General features: G+C 72.8%; 23 protein-coding genes and 1 pseudogene. 17 read left to right on the top strand and 7 right to left on the bottom strand.

The window, feature by feature from the left end; translation table 11 throughout:
- On the bottom strand, positions 1 to 639 hold a 639-nt coding region (locus M878_RS85415), incomplete at its 3' end, for an aminotransferase class I/II-fold pyridoxal phosphate-dependent enzyme (protein WP_023552550.1).
- A gap of 147 nt (positions 640 to 786) precedes the next feature.
- Here M878_RS85415 and bioB point away from each other — a divergent pair.
- From bioB to M878_RS85395, 4 genes are all read left to right on the top strand, one after another.
- Positions 787 to 1980, top strand: a complete 1194-nt coding sequence (gene bioB / locus M878_RS85410) for a biotin synthase BioB (RefSeq protein WP_023552548.1) — start codon at positions 787 to 789, stop codon at positions 1978 to 1980.
- Positions 1973 to 3271 (top strand): adenosylmethionine--8-amino-7-oxononanoate transaminase, encoded by a 1299-nt coding sequence (locus M878_RS85405; protein WP_023552546.1) that lies wholly within the window; start codon positions 1973 to 1975, stop codon positions 3269 to 3271. Before bioB ends, M878_RS85405 begins: the two co-directional genes overlap by 8 nt.
- A 1-nt stretch (position 3272) precedes the next feature.
- Entirely contained in the window at positions 3273 to 3989 is a 717-nt protein-coding gene (gene bioD / locus M878_RS85400) for a dethiobiotin synthase (protein ID WP_023552544.1), read from the top strand.
- A 228-nt stretch (positions 3990 to 4217) separates the two neighbouring features.
- Positions 4218 to 4910, top strand: coding sequence for a class I SAM-dependent methyltransferase (locus tag M878_RS85395; protein ID WP_023552543.1), 693 nt, complete (start codon positions 4218 to 4220; stop codon positions 4908 to 4910).
- Here M878_RS85395 and M878_RS85390 read toward each other — a convergent pair whose 3' ends face one another.
- Entirely contained in the window at positions 4911 to 5285 is a 375-nt protein-coding gene (locus tag M878_RS85390; RefSeq protein WP_023552541.1) for a hypothetical protein, read from the bottom strand. It abuts the gene before it with no gap.
- Positions 5286 to 5289: 4 nt separating this feature from the next.
- Positions 5290 to 5529, bottom strand: coding sequence for a hypothetical protein (locus M878_RS85385; RefSeq protein WP_023552539.1), 240 nt, complete (start codon positions 5527 to 5529; stop codon positions 5290 to 5292).
- Between the two features lie 184 nt (positions 5530 to 5713).
- On the opposite strand from M878_RS85385, the gene M878_RS85380 reads away from it, so the two are divergent.
- The 9 genes from M878_RS85380 (at position 5714) to mug (ending at position 15500) form a co-directional block, all read left to right on the top strand.
- Complete coding sequence (locus tag M878_RS85380; protein WP_023552537.1) at positions 5714 to 6544, top strand: ABC transporter ATP-binding protein; 831 nt, start codon at positions 5714 to 5716, stop codon at positions 6542 to 6544.
- 4 nt (positions 6545 to 6548) lie between these two features.
- Entirely contained in the window at positions 6549 to 9119 is a 2571-nt protein-coding gene (locus tag M878_RS85375) for an ABC transporter permease (protein WP_023552535.1), read from the top strand.
- Between the two features lie 134 nt (positions 9120 to 9253).
- Entirely contained in the window at positions 9254 to 9679 is a 426-nt protein-coding gene (locus tag M878_RS85370) for a GNAT family N-acetyltransferase (RefSeq protein WP_023552534.1), read from the top strand.
- A 152-nt stretch (positions 9680 to 9831) separates the two neighbouring features.
- Positions 9832 to 11175, top strand: a complete 1344-nt coding sequence (locus M878_RS85365) for a hemolysin family protein (RefSeq protein ID WP_023552532.1) — start codon at positions 9832 to 9834, stop codon at positions 11173 to 11175.
- Positions 11172 to 12191, top strand: a complete 1020-nt coding sequence (locus M878_RS85360) for a hemolysin family protein (protein WP_023552530.1) — start codon at positions 11172 to 11174, stop codon at positions 12189 to 12191. The genes M878_RS85365 and M878_RS85360 overlap by 4 nt, the downstream gene beginning before the upstream one ends.
- A 61-nt stretch (positions 12192 to 12252) precedes the next feature.
- On the top strand, positions 12253 to 13041 hold the full coding sequence (locus tag M878_RS85355) for an SGNH/GDSL hydrolase family protein (protein ID WP_023552528.1): 789 nt from the start codon (positions 12253 to 12255) through the stop codon (positions 13039 to 13041).
- A gap of 11 nt (positions 13042 to 13052) precedes the next feature.
- Positions 13053 to 13394, top strand: a complete 342-nt coding sequence (locus M878_RS85350; RefSeq protein WP_031226786.1) for a DUF4326 domain-containing protein — start codon at positions 13053 to 13055, stop codon at positions 13392 to 13394.
- 73 nt (positions 13395 to 13467) lie between these two features.
- Positions 13468 to 14910 carry an adenylosuccinate lyase gene (gene purB, locus M878_RS85345; protein ID WP_023552526.1) on the top strand — a complete coding sequence of 481 codons (1443 nt, stop codon included), beginning with the start codon at positions 13468 to 13470 and terminating at the stop codon, positions 14908 to 14910.
- Positions 14911 to 14981: 71 nt separating this feature from the next.
- On the top strand, positions 14982 to 15500 hold the full coding sequence (gene mug, locus M878_RS85340) for a G/U mismatch-specific DNA glycosylase (RefSeq protein ID WP_023552524.1): 519 nt from the start codon (positions 14982 to 14984) through the stop codon (positions 15498 to 15500).
- Here the strand turns inward: mug and M878_RS85335 are convergent.
- Positions 15478 to 15921 (bottom strand): hypothetical protein, encoded by a 444-nt coding sequence (locus tag M878_RS85335; RefSeq protein WP_023552522.1) that lies wholly within the window; start codon positions 15919 to 15921, stop codon positions 15478 to 15480. The two genes, mug and M878_RS85335, sit on opposite strands and share 23 nt — an antisense overlap.
- A 41-nt stretch (positions 15922 to 15962) precedes the next feature.
- Entirely contained in the window at positions 15963 to 16634 is a 672-nt protein-coding gene (locus M878_RS85330; RefSeq protein WP_167345788.1) for an ABC transporter permease, read from the bottom strand.
- Here M878_RS85330 and M878_RS97885 point away from each other — a divergent pair.
- Together M878_RS97885 and M878_RS85325 are read left to right on the top strand one after the other, a co-directional pair.
- A pseudogene (locus M878_RS97885) lies at positions 16615 to 16704 on the top strand (DNA-binding response regulator); the annotation flags it as partial. The gene M878_RS85330 and the pseudogene M878_RS97885 overlap by 20 nt on opposite strands.
- Positions 16705 to 16805: 101 nt before the next feature.
- The gene (locus tag M878_RS85325) at positions 16806 to 17960 is read left to right on the top strand and encodes an ROK family transcriptional regulator (RefSeq protein WP_031226785.1); all 1155 of its coding nucleotides are present in this window, start codon (positions 16806 to 16808) and stop codon (positions 17958 to 17960) included.
- 154 nt (positions 17961 to 18114) lie between these two features.
- On the opposite strand, the gene M878_RS85320 is transcribed toward M878_RS85325, so the two are convergent.
- On the bottom strand, positions 18115 to 18876 hold the full coding sequence (locus M878_RS85320) for a GntR family transcriptional regulator (protein WP_023552516.1): 762 nt from the start codon (positions 18874 to 18876) through the stop codon (positions 18115 to 18117).
- Positions 18877 to 19122: 246 nt separating this feature from the next.
- Positions 19123 to 20007, bottom strand: coding sequence for an RNA polymerase sigma factor SigJ (gene sigJ / locus M878_RS85315; protein WP_023552514.1), 885 nt, complete (start codon positions 20005 to 20007; stop codon positions 19123 to 19125).
- Between the two features lie 122 nt (positions 20008 to 20129).
- Here sigJ and M878_RS85310 point away from each other — a divergent pair, with 122 nt between their 5' ends.
- Positions 20130 to 20783 carry an NADPH-dependent F420 reductase gene (locus M878_RS85310; RefSeq protein WP_023552512.1) on the top strand — a complete coding sequence of 218 codons (654 nt, stop codon included), beginning with the start codon at positions 20130 to 20132 and terminating at the stop codon, positions 20781 to 20783.
- Positions 20784 to 20888: 105 nt separating this feature from the next.
- On the top strand, positions 20889 to 21722 hold the full coding sequence (locus M878_RS85305; protein WP_023552510.1) for an alpha/beta fold hydrolase: 834 nt from the start codon (positions 20889 to 20891) through the stop codon (positions 21720 to 21722).
- Positions 21723 to 22015: the final 293 nt, after the last annotated feature.

Genomic DNA, 22015 nt, shown 5'->3' with positions numbered 1-22015 from the left:
CCCGGCCGCGTACGGCGCGCCCCGGCCGCCGTCGCCCAGCACCCCGAGACCGTGCGCGTCGTCCACGACCAGCCCCGCGCCGTGCTCCCGGCACGCCCCGGCCAGCGCCTCGAGCGGGGCCCGGTCGCCGTCGACAGAGAACACGGTGTCGGAGACGACGATCGCCGGCCCCTGATGAGTGGCCAGGGCTTTGCGCACCGCCTCCGGGTCGGCGTGCCCGACGACCTGCCTCTCGCCGCGGGCGAGCCGGCAGCCGTCGATGAGGGAGGCGTGGTTGCCTGCGTCGGAGACGATCAGCGAACCGTGCGGGGCCAGCGCGGTGACCGCGGCCAGGTTGGCGGCGTACCCGGAGGAGAAGACCAGCGCGGCCTCGAAGCCGCAGAAGGCGGCGAGTTCGCGCTCCAGCTCGGTGTGCAGCTCGGTGGTGCCGGTGACCAGCCGGGAGCCGGTGGAGCCGCCGCCCCAGAGCCGGGCGGCCCGGGCCGCCCCCTCGGTGACCTCGGGGTGGCGGGCGAGACCGAGGTAGTCGTTGCTCGCCAGGTCCAGCAGGGGCGAGTCGGCGGGGCGGGGACGCAGGGTGCGTACGAGTCCGGCGCGGCGGCGCGCCTCGGCCTGCTCGTCGATCCAGCCGAACGCCATGGGTCCTCCGGGGCTTTTGTAGGTAGCGGACAGACCTTAGCGGTACGGTCGGCCGCCCAGGGTGTGGCAATACCCACACGGTGAACCGTCTCCGTTGTGCAAACTCTCCTTGGCCCGGAGCGGCCTCGTAGGACAGGATCAGGCCTCATGGACCTGCTGAAGACGCTGGTGGACAAGGGGCTGCGGCGTGAGCTGCCGACCCGCGAGGAAGCGCTCGCCGTGCTGGCCACCTCCGACGACGATGTGCTCGATGTGGTGGCCGCGGCCGGAAAGGTGCGCCGGCACTGGTTCGGGCGACGGGTGAAACTCAACTATCTCGTCAACCTCAAGTCGGGCCTGTGCCCGGAGGACTGTTCCTACTGTTCCCAGCGGCTCGGCTCGAAGGCCGAGATCCTGAAGTACACCTGGCTGAAGCCCGACGAGGCCTCCCAGGCGGCCGCCGCGGGTCTCGCCGGCGGCGCCAAGCGGGTCTGCCTGGTGGCGAGCGGACGCGGCCCGACGGACCGGGACGTGGACCGGGTCTCGGAGACCATCAAGACGATCAAGGAGCAGAACGAGCAGGTCGAGGTGTGTGCGTGCCTCGGTCTGCTCTCCGACGGCCAGGCCGAGCGGCTGCGCGAGGCGGGCGCGGACGCCTACAACCACAACCTCAACACCTCGGAGTCCACGTACGGGGACATCACCACCACCCACACCTACGCCGACCGGGTGGACACGGTGAACAAGGCGCACGCGGCCGGCCTGTCCGCCTGCTCCGGTCTGATCGCGGGCATGGGCGAGAGCGACGAGGACCTGGTCGACGTGGTTTTCTCGCTGCGCGAGCTGGACCCGGACTCGGTGCCGGTCAACTTCCTCATCCCGTTCGAGGGCACCCCGCTGGCCAAGGAGTGGAACCTCACCCCGCAGCGCTGTCTGCGGATCCTCGCGATGGTCCGGTTCGTCTGCCCGGACGTGGAGGTCCGCATCGCGGGCGGCCGTGAGGTCCATCTGCGCACGATGCAGCCGCTCGCGCTGCACCTCGCCAACTCGATCTTCCTGGGCGACTACCTGACCAGCGAGGGCCAGGCCGGCAAGGCGGACCTGGAGATGATCGCCGACGCCGGGTTCCAGGTGGAGGGCGCCGGCGAGGTGACGCTGCCGGAGCACCGGGTCGAGGCGTCGGGCGGCTGTGGGTCGCACGCGAGCGCCGGGTGCGGATCCGGATCCGGATCCGGCTGTGGCTCGCACGAGGGGGCCGACGTGTGCGGTACGACGGCCGCGCCGGCCGCTCAGGAGGCGCGCACCGACCTCGTCGCCGTCCGCCGCCGGGGCGCCGGAACGGACCTCGCGCCCAATGCCTGACCTGCCCGGCCTGAGCGTGCCCGAGCTGCTGGAGCTGGACCGGCGGCATGTGTGGCATCCGTACGGCCCGATGCCCGGCCGTACCGCACCGCTGGTCGTGGAGTCGGCCAGCGGGGTGCGTCTGAAACTGCGGCGGGCCGACGGAGCCGAGGACGAAGTCGTGGACGGCATGTCGTCCTGGTGGTCGGCGATCCACGGCTACAACCACCCGGTCCTCAACGAGGCGGCGCACGAACAGCTCGGACGGATGAGCCATGTGATGTTCGGCGGGCTCACGCACGAGCCCGCCGTACGGCTCGCGAAGCACCTTGTCGACATGTCACCAGAGGGACTTGAGCATGTGTTCCTGGCCGATTCCGGTTCGGTGTCGGTCGAGGTCGCGGTGAAGATGTGCCTGCAGTACTGGCGCTCGCTCGGCCGGTCCGGCAAGCAGCGGCTGCTGACCTGGCGGGGCGGCTACCACGGCGACACCTGGCAGCCGATGTCGGTGTGCGACCCGGAGGGCGGGATGCACGGGCTGTGGTCCGGTGTGCTGCCGCGCCAGGTGTTCGCCGACGCGCCGCCCACGGAGTACGAGGAGGCGTACGCGGACCGGCTGCGAGAGCTGATCGGGCGGCACGCGCACGAGCTGGCCGCGGTGATCGTGGAACCGGTCGTGCAGGGCGCGGGCGGGATGCGCTTCCACTCCCCCACGTATCTGCGGGTTCTGCGCGAGGCGTGCGACGCGCACGACGTGCTGCTGGTGTTCGACGAGATCGCCACCGGCTTCGGCCGCACCGGCGCCCTGTTCGCGGCGGAGCACGCGGGTGTCACCCCGGATGTGATGTGCGTGGGCAAGGCGCTGACCGGCGGCTATCTCACACTGGCGGCCACGCTGTGCACCGCGCGGATCGCCGAGGGCATCTCGCGGGGCGAGGTACCGGTGCTCGCGCACGGCCCGACGTTCATGGGCAACCCGCTGGCGGCGGCCGTGGCCTGCGCGTCCATCGAGCTGCTCCTCGGGCAGGACTGGCGGGCGGAGGTCAAGCGGATCGAGGCGGGCCTGTGGGAGGGGCTGTCGCCGGCTCGCGAGCTGCCGGGCGTCCGCGATGTCCGCGTCCTCGGGGCGATCGGCGTCGTCCAGCTCGACCACGAGGTGGACATGGCCGCGGCCACCGCGGCCGCCGTGCGGGAAGGCGTCTGGCTGCGCCCGTTCCGCGACCTGGTCTACACGATGCCGCCGTACATCACCCCGGACGAGGACGTGGCACGGATCACGCGCGCGGTGTGCGCCGCGGCGCGGAGGGGATGACATGCCGGTACTGGTGATCACGGGGACGGGCACGGAGGTCGGCAAGACCGTCACCACCGCCGCCGTCGCCGCCGCCGCGCTCGCGGCCGGACGTTCGGTGGCCGTGCTGAAAGCCGCCCAGACGGGGGTGCGACCGGACGAGCGCGGGGACGCCGACGAGGTCGCGCGGCTCGCGGGTCCGGTCACCGCCACCGAACTCGCCCGCTTTCCCGAGCCGTTGGCGCCCGGCACGGCGGCCCGGCGGGCGGGCATGGCCCCGGTACACCCGCACGAGGTGGCCGAGCGGGCGGCCAAGCTGGCCGCCGAGCACGATCTGGTGCTGGTGGAGGGGGCGGGCGGGCTGCTCGTCCGCTTCGACGCGGCCGGCGGCACGCTGGCCGACGCGGCGGGGCTGCTGGGCGCGCCGGTGCTGGTCGTGGCCTCGGCCGGGCTCGGCACCCTGAACACCACGGAGCTGACGGCGCGCGAACTGCGGTGCCGGGAGCTGGAGTTGGCAGGCGTGGTCATCGGCAGCTGGCCCGACTCCCCCGATCTGGCCACCCGCTGCAACGTCGCGGATCTGCCGGAGGTGGCGGGAGCGCCTCTCCTCGGTGCGATTCCCTCCGGGGCGGGCGGTCTGTCACCGGCCGGCTTCCGCACGGCGGCGCGCGGCTGGCTCGCACCCCGACTGGACGGGACGTGGGACGCGGAGGCGTTCCGTACGCGGGAGACGCCCTGACGGAGCGCGGGGCCGTGTCTGGTATGCGGCTGCCGCCGCGATGGGGGTCCCCCCGAGTCCGAGCGAAGCCGAGAGCCCGGGGAGCGACCAGCCACGAGGGCGCCGCGGACGACCGACGGCACAGTGCGGCGGTTCAACGGAGCGCTGAGCCCTGTGGCGTGTGCCGAGGGTGCGGCGGCGCCGTACGGGGGACACTCTTCCCAGGGCGTCCTGCTCCGGGAGGTTGTCATGCGATTGCTGTCCTCCGCCTCCGGCAAGGTGACGGGGAGTCCCGTCCACCATCCGGTTTTCGCGCGCTGCTACGCCCGCGTCAGCGTCCGCGCCGAGACCCGGCTGGGTGTGGCCGGGCTGCGGGAGCGGCTGCTCGCCGGGCTGTCGGGGCGGGTGATCGAGATCGGTGCGGGCAACGGGCTGAACTTCGCGCACTATCCGGGAACCGTCGCGGAGGTCGTCGCCATCGAACCGGAACCGCTGCTCAGGCAGTTGGCGCTGGAGTCGGCGCTGCGCGCCCAGGTGCCGGTCGACGTGGTCCCGGGCGCCGCCGAGGCGCTGCCGGTCAAGAGCGAGGCGTTCGACGCGGCGGTGCTGTCCCTGGTGCTGTGCAGCGTGCGGGACGTGCCACGGGCGCTCGGCGAGGTACGGCGCGTGCTCAAGCCGGGCGGCCAGGTGCGGTACTTCGAGCACGGGCTGGGCGGCGGCCGGCTGATGACGCTGACCCAGCGCACCCTGGACCGGACGGTGTGGCCCACGCTGACCGGCGGCTGCCATCTGTCCCGGCAGCCGGTGGCGGCGCTGCGCGCGGCCGGGTTCGCCCTCGGCCCCCAGCGACCGGTGCTGTTGCCGGAGAAGGGGCCGGCGCTGCCGACCTCGTACTGCACGCTCGGGGTCGCCTGGCGGCCGCAGGAGCCGGCCGAGCGCTGATCACAGGCTCCAGCGGCGCAATTCGCGCGCGATGTCGTCCACGTCGGCCGCGCCCTCCTTCACCAGCCGGGCGAGGTCACGCACCTGCTCGGGTGAGGTGGCCACCTTCGCGCCGCTGGCGACCAGGTAGGCATAGGCGACCGCCGAGGCGAACAGTGCGTTGGACCGCTCCAGCGCCGGCACATGGATCAGCAGCTGGAGCAGGGCGGCGGCGCGGGCGTACGGGTCGTCGTAGACGGGCACGCCGAATATCTCGGCGCGGTGCCGGGCGACGGCGGCGACCAGCGCGCCCCAGTCGGTGACCTGTGGGTCCCCGGGCGTTTTCTGTTCGGCGAGCATGAGGAGCCAGGCTAGGTCGATGCTGAGCTCGTTCAAGGGATCAGCGGCCGTCCCCGGTGCGGGTGCCGCGGGTCTCGGTGAACTCCTCGGCGAACACGGACTCGTACTGCTTCATGAAGTCGGCGGCGGCCTCGACGAACGTGCGGCCGGTTTCGCCGGTGTCCTGTCTGACCAGCTCTTCGATATAGCGGTTGACGCTGATGCCGCGGGCCAGGGCGCGTTCACGGGCCGCGCGGGCGGTGCCCTCGTCCACGCGCACATTCAGCTGGGTCTTCGCCATGCCTCGACGCTAGCGCCGGGATGCTAGCAAAGGCAAGGGCGCACGGATGGCACGGCAAGGGCGCACAGCGGGCAAGGCAAAGGCGCACGGTCGGCACAGCCAGGGCGCGCGGAAGGGCTGCGCCGGGTCGGTGTGTCCCTTACGCTCGCCCGGGACGGGCGGTTCAGGCGACCGGGAGGCGGTCTTGTCCACACCTGTTGCTCAGCACGCGCCGGAAGGCGCCGTCGCGGCCCGCGCCCGCGGGCTCACCAAGGCGTACGGCTCCGGCGAGACGGCCGTCATCGCCCTGGACTCGGTGGACGTCGACATCGCGCGGGGCCGTTTCACCGCCGTGATGGGACCCTCGGGGTCCGGGAAGTCCACGCTCATGCACTGTCTGGCCGGGCTGGACACGGTGTCGGCCGGCCAGGTGTGGCTGGGCGGCACCGAGATCACCGGGCTGAGGGAACGGGAGCTGACCCGGCTCAGGCGCGACCGGGTCGGGTTCATGTTCCAGTCGTTCAACCTCATCCCGACGCTGACGGCCGCCGAGAACATCACCCTGCCCATGGACATCGCGGGTCGCAAGCCCGACGAGCAGTGGCTGCGGCAGGTCATCGACACGCTCGGCCTGCGCGACCGGCTGAAGCACCGGCCCGCCCAGCTCTCCGGCGGTCAGCAGCAGCGCGTCGCGTGCGCGCGGGCGCTGGCCTCCCGGCCGGAGCTGATCTTCGCCGACGAGCCGACCGGCAACCTCGACTCGCGGGCCGGCCTCGAGGTGCTGGGCTTCCTGCGCGGCGCGGTGGACGATCTCGGGCAGACGGTCGTCATGGTCACCCACGACCCCGGCGCAGCCGCCCATTCCGACCTGGTGCTCTTCCTGGGCGACGGGCGGATCGTGGACGCGATGGAACGGCCGACGGCGGGGGCCGTACTGGAACGCATGCACCTCTTTACCGGGGGGCACCGCCAGACCCCCTGCTTCGATGTCGTCCGGGACCGGCTCGGCGACGACGGCACCGCCCTGGAGGACTGACCCGGTGCTCAAGGCGACCCTGAGGAGTTTCCTCGCGCACAAGGGGCGGCTCGCGCTGTCCGCGCTGGCCGTGATCCTTTCCGTGGCGTTCGTCGCGGGCAGCCTGATCTTCTCCGACACCGTCACCCGCACGTTCGACCGGCTGTTCGCCTCCACGGCCGCCGATGTGACGGTCCAGCCCAAGCAGCAGGATCTGCGGTCGGCCCGGGTGAGCGGTGCGGTGCAGACCCTGCCCGCCGCGCTGCGGGACCGGGTGGCGAAGGTCGACGGGGTCGCGGCGGCCCGCGCCGAGGTGTCGGTGCAGAACGCCGTCGTGGTCGACAGCCGCGACAGATCCGTCGGCCCGACCACCGGCGCCCCGACCATAGCCATGGCTTGGCACGTGACCGACCGCAGCCCGGTGAAGCTCACCTCCGGCCATGCGCCGCGCGGTGCGGGCGAGGCGCTGCTGGACGCCGACACCGCCGGCAAGAAGCACGTACGGATCGGTGACACGCTGACCGTGCAGGCACAACCGGGCACCTTCCGGGTGCGGGTCGTCGGCGTCGCCACGTTCACCACCACCAACCCCGGCGCGGCCCTGGTCTTCCTGGACCCGGCGGTGGCGGGCCGCGAGCTGCTGGGGTCGGCCGCGCGGGCGACCAGCATCACGGCGGACGCGGCCGAGGGAGTGTCCGACGCGGAGCTCAAGCACCGGATCGGCGCGGCGATCGGCACCGGCACCTACGACCTGAAGACCGCGAACGAGCAGGCCAAGTCGGCGGCGGCCAGCCTCGGCACGTTCCTGGACGTCATCAAGTACGTGATGCTGGGCTTCGCCGGTGTCGCGCTCCTCGTGGGTGTGTTCCTCATCGTCAACACCTTCTCCATGCTGATCGCCCAGCGCACCCGGGAACTGGGCCTGCTGCGGGCACTCGGCGCGGACCGGCGGCAGGTGCGGCGCTCGGTGCTCACGGAGGCGCTGCTGCTCGGGCTGGTCGGTTCGACGCTCGGCCTCGCCGCCGGGATCGGGCTGGCGCTCGCGCTGATCCGGCTGATGACCGCGTTCGGGATGAACCTGAAGGCCACGGAGATGGTCGTCGGCTGGGGCACGCCCGTCGCGGCGTACGTCGTCGGCGTCGGCGTCACCTTCGTGGCCGCCTATCTGCCCGCGCGGCGGGCGGCGGCCGTGTCACCGATGGCGGCACTGGCGGACGCGGAAGTCGCCGGTGCGGGCAAGCCGTTGAAGGTGCGGGCCGTCGTCGGCGGGGTGGTCGGGGCGATCGGCGCGGCCGCGCTGGCCGGCTGCGCCGCGGCCACGAAGACCGCGCAGGCGGCCTCGCTGCTCGGGCTCGGCGTCGCCCTGACGCTGATCGCGACGGTCGTCGCCGGTCCTCTGCTGGTGCGGCCGGTGATCCGGGTGCTGGGAGCGGCCTTTCCCGCGCTGTTCGGCCCGGTCGGCCGGATGAGCCAGCGCAACGCCCTGCGCAATCCGCGCCGTACGGGCGCCACGGCCGCCGCGCTGATGGTGGGCCTGGCCCTGGTGGGCGGCATGTCGGTGGCGAGCGCCTCCATGTCCGCGTCGTTCGACCAGCAGATCGACAAGAAACTCGGCGCCGACTTCATCGTCCAGAACACCAGCTTCGTCCCGTTCACCAAGGAGGTACGGCACGCCGTGGCGGCGACGCACGGCGTGGGGCTCGTCGTATCGCAGCGGCTCACCCAGGTCGCCGTACGACTGCCGGACGGCGACCGGGTGCAGACGGCCGCGGCCGCGTACGGCCCGCGGCTCGACGACGTCGCGCACATCGGTTACGCGCAGGGCGGTTCGGCGGCCGCGCTGGCGGACGGCCATCTGGCCATGGACGCCGACTTCGCCCGGAACCACGGCGTGCGCGTCGGCAGCGTCCTGCCGGTCGAGTTCCCGGGCGGGCGGCACACCGAGCTGACCGTCGGAGCACTCACCCACCAGGACACGGCGGACGGGTTCGGCGCCCAGGGCGGCCTCTATTTCGGCCTCGCGACCCTGGAGAAGTATCTGCCGGACGCGCAGGACTCCGTGCTCTACGTCAACGCGGCCCGCGGCACCACTCCGCAGGACCTGCGCCCTCGACTGGAACGGGCGCTGAAGCCGTTTCCCCAGGTCCAGGTGCGCAACCAGGCCGACTACAAGCAGCTGGTCCACGACCAGATCGCCGTCCTGCTGTACCTGGTGTACGCGCTGCTCGGGCTGGCCATCGTCATCGCCGTGCTGGGCGTGGTCAACACCCTCGCGCTGTCGGTGGTGGAGCGGACCCGCGAGATCGGGCTGCTGCGCGCGATCGGGCTGGGGCGGCGGCAGTTGCGCCGGATGATCCGCCTGGAGTCGGTGGTGATCGCGGTGTTCGGCGCGGTCCTCGGGCTGGGGCTGGGGCTCGTCTGGGGCGTCTGCATGCAGCGAGTGCTGGCCTTGCGCGGGCTGACGGCGCTGGCGTTCCCCTGGACCACGATCGTCGCCGTCGTGCTCGGCTCGGCCGTGGTGGGCGTGGTGGCAGCTCTGCTGCCGGCGCTGCGGGCGTCGCGGATGAACGTGCTGGCGGCGATCGCCCACGAGTGAGCGGGCCTGCTTCCCGTGGGGCGGAATCGCGGTCCGGGCTCAAGTACCTCTTGGCAGCCGCGAGGAGTCCGCATGAGGAGTCCGCATGATGAAATCCCCCACACAGGACACGCACGCCGTGATCCGATGATCATATGACTGACCTGCGCATACGTCCGGCAGCGCACGATGACCTGGACCGCGTTCTCGCCTTCTGGAAGACGGCCGCCGAGGGCACCAGCATCAGCGACGACCGGGCCGGGGTGGACCGACTGGTGGACCGCGATCCCGAGGCACTGATCCTCGCCGAGAGGGACGGCGAGCTGGTCGGCACGGTGATCGCGGGCTTCGACGGCTGGCGCTGCCATCTGTACCGGCTCGCGGTGCATCCGGAGCGGCGCCGGCAGGGCATCGGCTCGGCACTGCTGGCGGCCGCCGAGGAGCGGTTCGTACGGCTCGGCGGGCGGCGCGCGGACGCGATGGTGCTGGTCCGCAACGAGCGGGCGCAGCACGCCTGGAGCGCATCCGGATACGGCCCGGAGGAGCACTGGCGGCGCTGGGTGAAGCCCCTCGAGGAGTGAGACCCCGAGCCCTCTTTGCCCATCCTTTACCATTGAGGGAGCACTCGGCCCTTTATGAAAGGTTGTGAGCGTCCGCCCATGGGCGAGCCTCCCAGTCCGCGCCACCGCGCGTCCCGTCCTGCCCTGTCCGATCATGGGACGGGGGTGACCCGATGACCGAAGTGCTCCTCCTCCTGGTGGCGATCCTGCTGTCGCTGGCCTGCGGTGCCTTCGTGGCGGCGGAGTTCTCGCTGACCACGGTCGAGCGCGGCGAGCTGGAGCGCGCCGCCGAGCGCGGCGAGCACGGCGCCGCGGGCGCCCTGAAGGCCGTACGGAACCTGACCTTCCAGCTCTCCGGCGCCCAGCTCGGCATCACGGTCACCAACCTGGTCGTCGGCATGCTCTCCGAACCGTCCATCGCCAAGCTGCTCGCCGGGCCGTTCCGGGCGATGGGCCTGTCGGGCGGCACGGCGAATTCGGTCGCCCTCGTGCTCGGTACGGCCCTGTCGACGGTGTTCCTGATGGTGGTCGGCGAGCTGGTGCCGAAGAACTGGGCGATCTCCTCGCCGCTGGCCGTGGCCAAGCGGGTCGGCAACCCGCAGCGCTGGTTCAGCGCGGCCTTCCGGCCCTTCATCACGCACCTGAACAACACGGCCAACCATGTCGTGCGCCGGTTCGGCATCGAGCCCGCCGAGGAGCTGGCCTCCGCGCGCGGCCCCCAGGAGCTTGCGGCCCTCGCCCGGCACTCTGCCAAGGAGGGCGCGCTGGAGGCGGACACCGCCGAGCTGTTCGTACGGACGCTGAACCTGGCCGACCTGACCGCGGAGAACGTGATGACCCCGCGCGTCCAGGTCGTCGCCCTCGACACCCAGGCGAGCTGCGAGGACGTGGCCAACGCGACCCGGGCCACCGGTCTGTCCCGGTTCCCGGTCTACCGGGGCAGCCTGGACTCGGTCGTCGGCGTCGCCCACATCAAGGACGTGCTGGCGGTGCCGGCCGAGCAGCGGCGCCACCGCCGTGTCGCGCAGGTGATGCGCGAGCCGCTGCTGGTCCCCGAGTCGCTGACCGTCGACCGGCTGCTGGACCGGCTCGGGGGCAGGCGCACCATGGCCGTCGTCATCGACGAGTACGGCGGCACAGCCGGCGTGGCGACCCTGGAGGACATCGTCGAGGAGGTCGTCGGCGAGGTCCGGGACGAACACGACCCGCACGAGACGCCCGACCTCGCCCCCGCCGGCGCGGACCAGGACGGCCGGGCCCTGTACTCGGCCGACGGCGCCGCCCGCACCGACCAGCTCGCACGCGTCGGTCTTCGGGTGCCCGAGGGGCCCTACGAGACCCTGGCCGGCCTGGTCGCGACCCTGCTGGGCCGGATACCGCAGACCGGTGACACGGTCGAGGTCGCCGGCTGGCGGCTGGACGTGGTGGACGCCACGGGCCGCCGGGCGGCGCGGGTGCTGCTGCACGCTCCGCTGGACGACGAGCGGGCCGACGAGACCACGGAGGGCGCGCGATGACCGCCGTACAGCTGCTGATCGGCCTGGCGACGCTGGTCGTCAACGCCTTCTTCGTCGGCGCCGAGTTCGCGCTGATCTCCGTGCGGCGCTCGCAGATCGAGCCGCTGGCCCAGGAGGGCGACCGGCGGGCGAAGGCCGTGCTGTGGGGCCTGGAGCATGTCTCGGCGCTGCTGGCCGCCGCCCAGCTCGGCATCACGCTGTGCACGCTGGTCCTGGGTGTGGTCGCCGAGCCGGCGATCGCGCATCTGCTGGAGCCGGTGTTCCACACCATCGGCATGCCCGAGAGCGCGGGCCACGTCGTGTCCTTCGTGATCGCGCTGACCCTCGCGACCTATCTGCACATGCTGCTGGGCGAGATGGTCCCGAAGAACATCGCGCTCGCGGAACCGGTGCGCAGCGCGCTGCTGCTCGGGCCGCCGCTGGTCGCGCTGTCCCGGGCGCTGCGCCCGGTGATCTTCACGGTCAACGCCTTCGCGAACGGGCTGCTGAAGCTGCTCAGGGTGGAGGCGAAGGGCGAGGTCGCGGCGACGTTCACGGACGCCGAGCTGGCCGAGATCGTCCGGGACGCCGGCGAGGCCGGCCTGATCGACGACCGCGCGCGGGAGCGGCTGCACGATGCCCTGGAGCTGGGCAGCCGGCCGGTGCGCGACGTCGTGGTGCCGCTGGAGCGGGTGGTGTACGCACATGTGGGCGTCACCCCGGAGCAGGTGGAGCGGCTGTCGGCGGAGTCGGGCTTCTCCCGGTTCCCGGTGGTCGACGTGGGCCGCCGGATCGTGGGCTATCTGCACATCAAGGACGCGCTGGACGCCTCGCCCCGGGACATGCCGTTCCGGCTGCGGGACATGCGGCCCATCGCGCGGGTACGGGAGCGGACCCCGCTGGACGACGTGCTCACCGCGATGCGGGGCAGCCGTACGCACCTCGCGGCGGTGCTCGGTGACGACGGCCGGCTGGCCGGCCTGGTGACCATGGAGGACGTGCTGCGGGAGCTGTTCGGACAGCCGGCTCCGGGCTGATGCCGGTCGGTCCGGGGCGACCGACCGGCGGGTATGGAGCCGGGATACCATCGCTCACGCCATGCAGACGAATCCCACACCTCCCCCGCACAGCAGCCTGGTCGCGGTCGGCGACTCCTTCACCGAGGGCATGTCGGACCTGCTCCCCGACGGCTCCTACCGGGGCTGGGCCGACCTGCTCGCCGCGCGGATGGCCGCCCGCACGCCGGGCTTCCGGTACGCCAATCTGGCCGTGCGCGGGAAGCTGATCGGGCAGATCGTCGACGAGCAGGTGGACGTGGCGGCGGCCATGAACGCCGACGTGGTCACGCTGGTCGGGGGGCTCAACGACACCTTGCGGCCCAAGTGCGACATGGGCCGGGTGAAGGGCCTGCTGACCGAGGCCGTGGAGCGGCTTGCCCCGTCCTGCGGACAGCTCGTACTGATGCGCAGCCCCGGCCGCCAGGGCCCGGTGCTGGAGCGGTTCCGGCCGCGCATGGAGGAGCTGTTCGCCTGCGTGGAGGAGCTGGCGGCGCGGCACGGTGCCATCGTCGTCGACCTGTACGGGGCGCCCTCGCTCGGCGACCCCCGGCTGTGGGACGTGGACCGGCTGCATCTGACGGCGGAGGGGCACCGCCGGGTCGCCGAGGCGGTGTGGCAGACGCTCGGGTACGAGCCGGAGGACACCGAGTGGCGGGTGCCGCTGCCGGCCACGCCCCCGCCGGGCTGGGTGACGCGCCGGGTCGCGGACGCACGGTTCGCCCGGCAGCACCTGCTGCCCTGGATCGGGCGGCGCCTGACCGGCCGCTCCTCCGGGGACGGCCGCCCGGCGAAGCGCCCGGAGCTGCTGCCGTACGAGGCCCAGGCGTAGCGTCTTCTGCCATGACCACGCGGGTGATCAACGTACGGGGCCGGATCCACGAGTTCGGCCCCCGGCTGGAGCACGCCCCCGAGGACATCGTCTACGTCGGCCGGCGGTGGACGATGGGCGGCTGGGATCTGCCCCGGCATCCGCTGTACAACCCGTTCGCCTACGACACCCCGAAGAAGAGGCGGGACGGCACCCGCGCCGAGGTCATGGCGATGTACCGGGCCTATCTGCTGGAGCGGCCGGAGCTGCTGGAGCTGGTCACGGAGCTGCGCGGCAGGACCCTGGCGTGCTGGTGCGCGCCGGAGCTGTGCCACGCGGACGTGCTGGCGGAGCTGGCCGACAGCGACCAGTGACACGGGTCTCGTAGCTTCCGCCTAGCGGGGGCGTGGGGCTGGCCTGCACAAATCGCCAGTAGAATCTGGTCACGTGACTTCTGCGCCCGCCAAGCCCCGTATCCCGAACGTCCTCGCCGGACGCTACGCCTCCGCCGAGCTCGCCACGCTCTGGTCCCCCGAGCAGAAGGTGAAGCTGGAGCGGCAGCTCTGGCTCGCCGTGCTGCGCGCCCAGAAGGACCTCGGCATCGAGGTGCCGGACGCGGCGATCGCCGACTACGAGCGTGTCCTCGACACCGTCGACCTGGCCTCGATCGCCGAGCGCGAGAAGGTCACCCGGCACGATGTGAAGGCCCGGATCGAGGAGTTCAACGACCTCGCCGGGCACGAGCACGTGCACAAGGGCATGACCTCCCGCGACCTCACAGAGAACGTCGAGCAGCTGCAGGTCCGGCTCTCGCTGGAGCTGATGCGCGACCGTACGGTCGCCGTGCTGGCGCGCCTCGGCAAGCTGGCCGGCGAGCACGCCGAGCTGGTCATGGCCGGCCGCTCGCACAATGTGGCCGCGCAGGCCACCACCCTCGGCAAGCGGTTCGCGACCGCCGCCGACGAGCTGCTCGTCGCCTACGGCCGCGTCGAGGAGCTGCTCGGCCGTTACCCGCTGCGCGGTATCAAGGGCCCGGTCGGCACCGCGCAGGACATGCTGGACCTGCTCGGCGGTGACGCGGTCAAGCTCGCCGAGCTGGAGGACCGGATCGCCGGGCACCTGGGCTTCTCACAGGCGTTCACGTCGGTCGGCCAGGTCTACCCGCGCTCGCTGGACTACGAGGTCGTCACCACGCTGGTGCAGCTGGCGGCGGCGCCGTCCTCGCTGGCCAAGACGATCCGGCTGATGGCCGGGCACGAGCTGGTCACCGAGGGCTTCAAGCCGGGCCAGGTCGGTTCCTCCGCGATGCCGCACAAGATGAACACCCGCTCCTGCGAGCGCGTCAACGGCCTCATGGTCATCCTGCGCGGCTACGCCTCGATGACCGGCGAGCTGGCGGGCGACCAGTGGAACGAGGGCGACGTGTCCTGCTCGGTGGTGCGCCGGGTGGCCCTCCCCGACGCCTTCTTCGCCCTGGACGGTCTGCTGGAGACCTTCCTGACCGTCCTCGACGAGTTCGGCGCCTTCCCGGCGGTCATCGCCCGCGAGCTGGACCGCTACCTGCCGTTCCTGGCCACCACCAAGGTGCTCATGGGCGCGGTGCGGGCCGGGGTGGGCCGCGAGGTCGCGCACGAGGCGATCAAGGAGAACGCCGTCGCCACCGCGCTCGCGATGCGCGAGCAGGGCGCCGAGCGCAACGACCTGCTCGACAAGCTGGCCGCCGACGAGCGCCTCCCGCTCGACCGGGAGCAGCTGGCGGCCCTGATGGCCGACAAGCTGTCCTTCACCGGCGCGGCGGCCGCCCAGGTCGGCGTGGTCGTCGGCCGGATCGAGCAGCTCGTCAAGCAGCACCCGGAAGCGGCCGGCTACACGCCCGGAGCGATCCTCTGACCCGCGCACCCCGCTCGCCGCGCTTCACGAAGGCGGAGCTGGAGGCCGCCCGCGACCGTCTCGTACCGGACGTGGTCGCGGACGGCCTCGACATCCTCTTCTGCGGCATCAACCCCTCCCTCATGACGGCCGCCACAGGCCATCACTTCGCCCGCCCCGGCAATCGGTTCTGGCCGGTGCTGCATCTGTCCGGCTTCACGCCGAGGCTGATGAAGCCGGCGGAGCAGCGGGAACTGCTGTCGTACGGACTGGGCATCACGAATGTCGTGGCGCGGGCGACGGCGCGGGCCGACGAGCTGAGCGCCGAGGAGTACGTCGAGGGCGGGCGGTTGCTGGCCGAGAAGGTGACACGGCTGCGGCCGAGGTGGCTGGCCGTGGTCGGGGTGACCGCGTACCGGGCCGCCTTCGGTGACCGGACGGCCCAAGTGGGGCCGCAGGAGCGGACGTTCGGGAACACCCGGGTGTGGGTGCTGCCCAATCCCAGCGGGCTGAACGCGCACTGGACGGCGGCGACCATGGCGGAGGAGTTCGCCCGGCTGCGCGACGCTGCGCCGGCCTGGCGACGGGTCACGGCGGGTCGACGGTGGTGACCACCACCAGCAGCTGGAACGGCGAGTGATCGGTCCAGTGGGACACCCCGAGGGCGAGCCAGCCGCCACTCCCGGGCAGCTGCCAGAGCTTGACGTCCGGGACATGCCCGCCGAGGCCGGCCCACGGCTGTGGTATGTCCTCGCCGAGCGTCGTCCGCTCCAGGACGCTGTACAGGCTGATGTACTGCGCGGGCCCCCACCGCTGCGCCATCCGCTCGGCCAGTGCGTCCCGGTCGGCCTCGAACTGGGCAGCCGTCTCCTCCCGCCCGGTCCCGTCGTCCTCCGAGAAGTCGCCGCTCGTCTCTAAGGCGGCTATGTGGAATCCGGGCCTGCTCTCGCCGTGTTCCGTTCTGCCGTGTGCCGTGGGGAATCCCCGTGCGCACAGCGACTCGATGGCGGTCAGGCACTTCGCGATGTCCATGCGATCCAGTAAAGCGGGCGGCACTGACAATTGGCGGGCTGTCAGGCGTCCCCGCGGTCGATGCGCCAGGCGCCCGCGAGCAGCGCGGCCGCCGTCCACAGCGCGGTCACCGCGAGCCCGCTCCATGGGCCGAGGGCGCCGTCCCAGGTGCTGTGCAGGGCGACTTGGCCGGCCCGGTCGGGGAGGTAGTCGGCGACGCTGCCGGACAGGTCGCCGACGACGAAGGAGACGATCAGCACGAACGGGATCAGGACGGACAGCGTGGCGACGCCGCTGCGCAGCACGGCCGCGAGTCCGGCGGCGAACAGCGCCATCAGCGTCAGCTGGACGCCGCAGCCGACGGCGCCGCGCAGGCCCTCGCCCCACGTCGGACCGTCGGCGCCCAGGACCGCCTTGCCGACCAGCAGGGTGACCAGCCCGGTGAGGAGGCCGACCGCCAGCGCGGGCAGGGCGATCGCGGTGGCCTTGGCGGCGAACCACCGCCGGCGGTCGGGCACCGCGGACAGCGTCAGCCGCAGCGCGCCGCCCCGGAACTCGGCCGAGACAGCCGTCGTACCGAAGGCGATCGCGGCGATCCGGCCGAGGCTCACGCCGAAGAACGCGGAGTACAGCGGGTCCGAACCGTCGGCGGCGCCGGCGGCCGAGAGGGCCGAGAACCCGGTGGTGGTGAGGAGGATCCCGGCCAGGCCGCCGAGGAGCGCCGTGCTGGCCAAGCTCGGCGCGCGCGACCGCACCCAGGCGGTGATCGCGGCCTACGAGTCGGGGTTCGTGGCACCGGGCTGAGCCCCACCGGCGGCTGCCTTGTGCGGAACCCGGCACTCGCCGGGGTGCCCCTGGCCGAGTACGATCCGGCCAACACGGCCGCGAGCTGGAAGGACGGACGGGTGGCGCAGCTGACCGGCGGCGATCCCTCGCTGCTGCGAAGGATCAATTCCGCGGTGGTGCTGCACGCGCTGCGTGCCACGGACTGCGCGACGCTCACCGAGATCACCCGGGTCACCGGACTCTCCAGGCCGACCGTGGAGGGGGTCGTCGAAGGGCTCATCGAGGGCGGGCTCGTCGTGGAGACGGCGGCCGACGAGGGCGGTGCGCGCCGTCAGGGGCGTCCCGCGCGCCGGTTCCGGTTCCGGGCCGAGGCGGGGCACCTGCTGGGCCTGGAGATCGGGCCGCACCGGGTCGCCGCGCTGCTGTCCGATCTGGACGGGCGGGTGCTGGGCACGCAGGCCAAGGACGTCGCCGAGACCGCCGCGGCGGACGAGCGGCTCGACCGGCTGCGCGGCGCGGTCGCCGAGCTGCTGCGGCGCGCCGGGGTCACCCGCGGGTCGCTGCGGGCCGTGGGCGTGGGCACGCCGGGGATCGTGGAGGCCGACGGCACGGTGCGGCTGAGTACGGCGCTGCCGCAGTGGACAGGGCTGAAGCTGGGCGAGCGGCTCAGCCGCTCCTTCAAGTGCCCGGTGCTGGTGGAGAACGACGCCAACGCGGCGGCCGTCGCCGAGCACTGGAAGGGCGCGGCGGCCGAGACGGACGACGTGGTGTTCGTGCTGGCCGGGCTGAGCCCGGGCGCGGGTGCACTGATCGGCGGGCGGCTGCACCGCGGCTTCGGCGGCGCCGCCGGGGAGATCGGCGCGCTGCATCTGCTGGGGCGGGGGGCGACTCCGGAGACGCTGCTGTCCACCACCGGCGAACCGCTGCACCCGCTGGACGAGCAGGCGGTCGCCGAGGTGTTCGCGCTGGCCCGGGAGGGCGACCAGCGGGCGCGGGCGGCCGTCGAGCGGTTCATCCAGCGGCTCGTGCACGACGTGGCCGCGCTGGTGCTGGCGCTCGATCCGGAGCTGGTCGTGATCGGCGGCTGGGCGGCCGGTCTCGACGGCGTCCTGGAACCGCTGCGGCGCGAACTGGCCCGCTATTGCCTGCGGCCGCCTCGGGTGGCGTTGTCGCTGTTGGGTGAGGCGGCCGTGGCTACGGGGTCGCTGCGCTTGGCTTTGGACCACGTCGAGGAGCAGCTCTTCGCGGTGGACGGGACGGTGACCCGGCGCTGAGTTCGACGCGTTGAACGTGCCGGTCGTCGTGCCACCGCGGCTACGTCATGGCTGGTCGCGCCCGCGCGGCGGTAGCCGCATGTCGACGCAGCCCCGCGCTCCTGGGTCGGCTGCCCCACCCGGCGTTGCGGAGATGCCCACGGTTTGGGCGGGATCAAGAAGCCCGGCGCTCCGGGTCGTGGTGTATCTCTACGTCCGGTGAGTCGCCGAAGGTCAGCCGGCAGGTGTCTGCGCGGTACGTCGCGACGGACAGCGCGGCGGTGCGGCCCGCGGCGAAGAAGCGGGTGGTGACGACCAGGACGGGTGAGCCTGGGAGCCGGTCGAGTTCCTTGGCGTCGTCCGCGCGGGCGGAGCCCAGCTCGACGGCGCGGTCCTGGCGCTCAAGCGTCAGGTGCTGGAGTTCGCGCAGTACCGCACGCGCGCGTGCCGGGCCGGACGGGGCGTCGATCGCGGTGAGGTCGGGCACCGAGGCGGCCGGGATGTAGAGAAGTTCGGTGGCGACGGGCTGGCCGTGGGACATCCGGGAGCGGCGCACGGTGTGGACGGGCTCGTCCGCGCCGGTGTCCAGGGCCGTGGCGACGGCCGCGGGCGGCGCGGCCTGCTCGCAGTCGACGGGCTGCCAGGCGTCGGAGGCGGCGCCCGGCCAGGCGTGCTGTTCGGTGCCGAGGGCCACGCCCACGCGCGGCGGCGCGACGGTCGTACCGACGCCGCGGCGGCGCTGCAGCCGGCCTTCCAGCTCCAGCTGTTCGAGGGCTTGGCGGAGCGTGGCGCGGGCCACGCCGAAGCGGGCGGCGAGGTCGCGTTCGTTGGGCAGGATCTCGCCGACCGAGAACTCGGAGTCGAGTGCTTCGGTGAGCACGGTCTTGAGATGCCAGTACTTCGGTTCCGGCACCGATTCCAGCTGCGTGGTCCCCACCCTGTCCTCCGCAAGAGCCGTGGTCCGGCGGCTTTTAGCGCCCTTGTTTATTAAAGGTTGTTGCACTTCTCTGCGACCATAGGGCGGCTGCCACCCTTGGTCAAGACCAATCCTGGATCCCTTGCGCAACCCGAAGGTGACCTGCCGCGGAGCGTTCATGGGGCGTTCGTACGCGGCGGTGTGTGTGACATCGCGGCAAAGCCCCCTGGAATCCGCCCAGGACGGGGGCCGGCGGGCGCGTGTGGGTCAGTCGTCGGCGAGGTGCCGCAGCTTGTCCGGGTTGCGGACGACGTACACGGTAGTGACGCGGCCGTCGGCGACGTCCAGCTGGAACAGGCTGTCGGGGGTGCCGCCGGACAGGAGCAGCACGGCCGGGCCGCCGTTGGTCTCCAGCAGGCGGGCGGACAGGTCCGGCGGGGACTGCCGGGCGACGCCGACGAGGAAGCGGGCGACCTTGTCGGCGGTGTGCACGATCCGCAACGCCGCCCTGGCCTTGCCGCCGCTGTCGCTGACCAGGCGGACGTCCGGCGCGAGCAGGGACACGAGTCCGTCCAGGTCGCCCTCCGCCGCAGCGGCGAGGAAACGATCGGTCAGCTCGCGTCGCCGGGCCGGGTCGACCTCGTAGCGCGGCCGCCGTTCGTCGACGTGCCGCCGCGCCCGCCCGGCGAGCTGCCGTACGGCCGCCTCGCCGCGGTCGAGGAGGGCGGCGATCTCGGCGTACGGGTAGCCGAACGCCTCCCGGAGTACGAACACGGCCCGCTCCAGCGGCGACAGCGACTCCAGGACGACCAGTACGGCGAGGGAGACGCTGTCGGCGAGCACGGCGCGCTCCGCCGTGTCCGGGGCGGCGGCACCGAACTCGGTGAGGTAGGGCTCCGGCAGCCATGGCCCGACGTACGCCTCGCCACGGGCCCGCACCTGGCGCATTCGGTCGATGGCCAGGCGGGTGGTGATGCGCACCAGGTAGGCGCGGGGTTCGCGGACCCCCGCGAGGTCGGCGGCGGACCAGCGCAGCCAGGCGTCCTGGACCACGTCCTCGGCATCGGCGACCCGGCCGAGCATGCGATAGGCGACGCCCATGAGCAGGGGCCGGTGCTGTTCGAAGACGTCGGTCGCGGTGTCGGCGGTCACCGCTCCATCCCATCCGACACGCGACGGATGTGTCCACCCGGAATCGGCCCGTCCGGCGCGGGCCCGGACCACAATGACCGCGGGCCGCCGGGGGTCGGCGGCCGGTGACCTGGAGGTGGCCGATGCGGTATGCGGTGCTGGGCACGGGCGAGGTGGGCCGCACCCTGGGCGGCAGGCTGGTGGAGTTGGGGCACGAGGTGACCCTCGGGTCTCGTACCAAGGACAACCCGGTGGCGCTGGAGTGGGCCACGGCCGCGGCGGAGCGGGCCCGCGCGGGCACCTTCGCGGAGGCGGCCGCGGCGGCCGAAGTGGTCGTCAACGCGGTGAGCGGCCGGGTGGCGCTCGACGCCCTGCGGGCGGCCGGCGCGGAGAACCTCGACGGCAAGATCCTGGTGGACGTGTGCAATCCGCTGGCCTTCGAGGACGGGGAACCACGGCTGGATCCGGTGGAGTCGGACAGCGTGGGCGAGCAGATCCAGCGGGCCTTCCCGCACACGCGCGTGGTGAAGACGCTGAACACGGTCAACTGTCAGGTGATGGTGGATCCGGGGCGGGTGCCGGGCGCGCACCACCTGTTCGTGTGCGGTGAGGACGCGGGGGCCAAGGAGCAGGTGACGGCCATGCTCGGGGAGTTCGGGTGGCCGGCGGAGCGGGTGCTGGACCTGGGCGGCATCCGCGCGGCCCGGACGGTGGAGATGTATCTGCCGCTGTGGCTCACCATGATGCGGCGGTTCGGGACCGCGGACTTCAACATCGAGGTACGCCGGGCGGGCTGACCGGCGCGGGAAGGCACTGCGCACGCCCATCGGGGGCTACCGGCAGGTAGCAATTGCTGACAAGCTGTCTACAGCGTCGGCCAGCACCCAGACGAGGAGCACCCCATGTCCGCCACCGTCTCCTTCAAGGTCCCCACCCCGCACGGTCCGAAGGACGTGACCGTCTCCTACGCGCGCGTGGGACGCGGGGAACCGCTGGTCCTGCTGCACGGGATCGGCCATCACCGGCAGGCCTGGGACCCGGTCGTGGACATCCTCGCCACCGAGCGCGACGTCATCGCTGTCGACCTGCCGGGCTTCGGCGCGTCCCCGGGCCTGCCGGACGGCCTCGCCTACGACCTTCCGACCACCAACTCCGTACTCGGCGCCCTGTTCGAGGCGCTGGTGCTGGACCGCCCGCACATCGCGGGCAACTCGCTGGGCGGCCTGCTGGCCCTGGAGCTGGGCCGGGAGAAGCTCGTGCGGTCCGTCACGGCCCTCTCCCCGGCAGGGTTCTGGACGGACGCCGAACGCCGGTACGCCTTCGCGGTGCTGCTCGCGATGCGGGGCATCGCCCAGCGGCTCCCGCTGCCGCTGGTGGAGCGGCTGTCGCGCACCGCGGCCGGCCGTACCGCGCTGACGAGCACCATCTACGCACGCCCCGCGCGGCGTGCGCCGGAAGCCGTGGTCGCCGAGACACTCGCGCTGGCGGGCGCGACCGGGTTCGACGCGACACTGCGGGCGGGCACCAGCGTCCGGTTCACCGACGATCTGACCGGTCTGCCGGTCACGGTGGCCTGGGGCGCGCAGGACCGGCTCCTCGTACGCCGGCAGGGCGTACGCGCCAAGCAGCTCATCCCGCACGCCCGGCTGGTGCGGCTGCCCGGCTGCGGCCACTGCCCGATGAACGACGACCCCGCGCTGGTCGCCCGGGTCATCCTGGACGGCAGCAGCCGCTGAACCGGCCCGCGGACGTGACACGACCGGCACGCCACCGGGACCCGGCTCGCTGAGGGGGTCGAACCTGGCGGCCGGTCCCCGTGTCGGAGAGGCCGGCCGGCGGACCGTGCGAAGCCAGGGCGCCGCAGCCCGCACGGCGCCCAGAAGACAGGGCGCGGCAGCCCGGGCAGCACCCAAGGACCGTTGTTCACCTGAGGTTTCCGCACGCGCCGCAGCGTCCCAGTAGGTGTTGCCTCGGCACACCGGCCGGATCCTTTCCCTGGAGGCGCAGCCATGTCAGACCGTTCGTTCCC

The organism is Streptomyces roseochromogenus subsp. oscitans DS 12.976 (assembly GCF_000497445.1).
GTDB lineage: Bacteria > Actinomycetota > Actinomycetes > Streptomycetales > Streptomycetaceae > Streptomyces > Streptomyces oscitans.
This window is presented reverse-complemented; position numbering and strand designations above follow the sequence as displayed.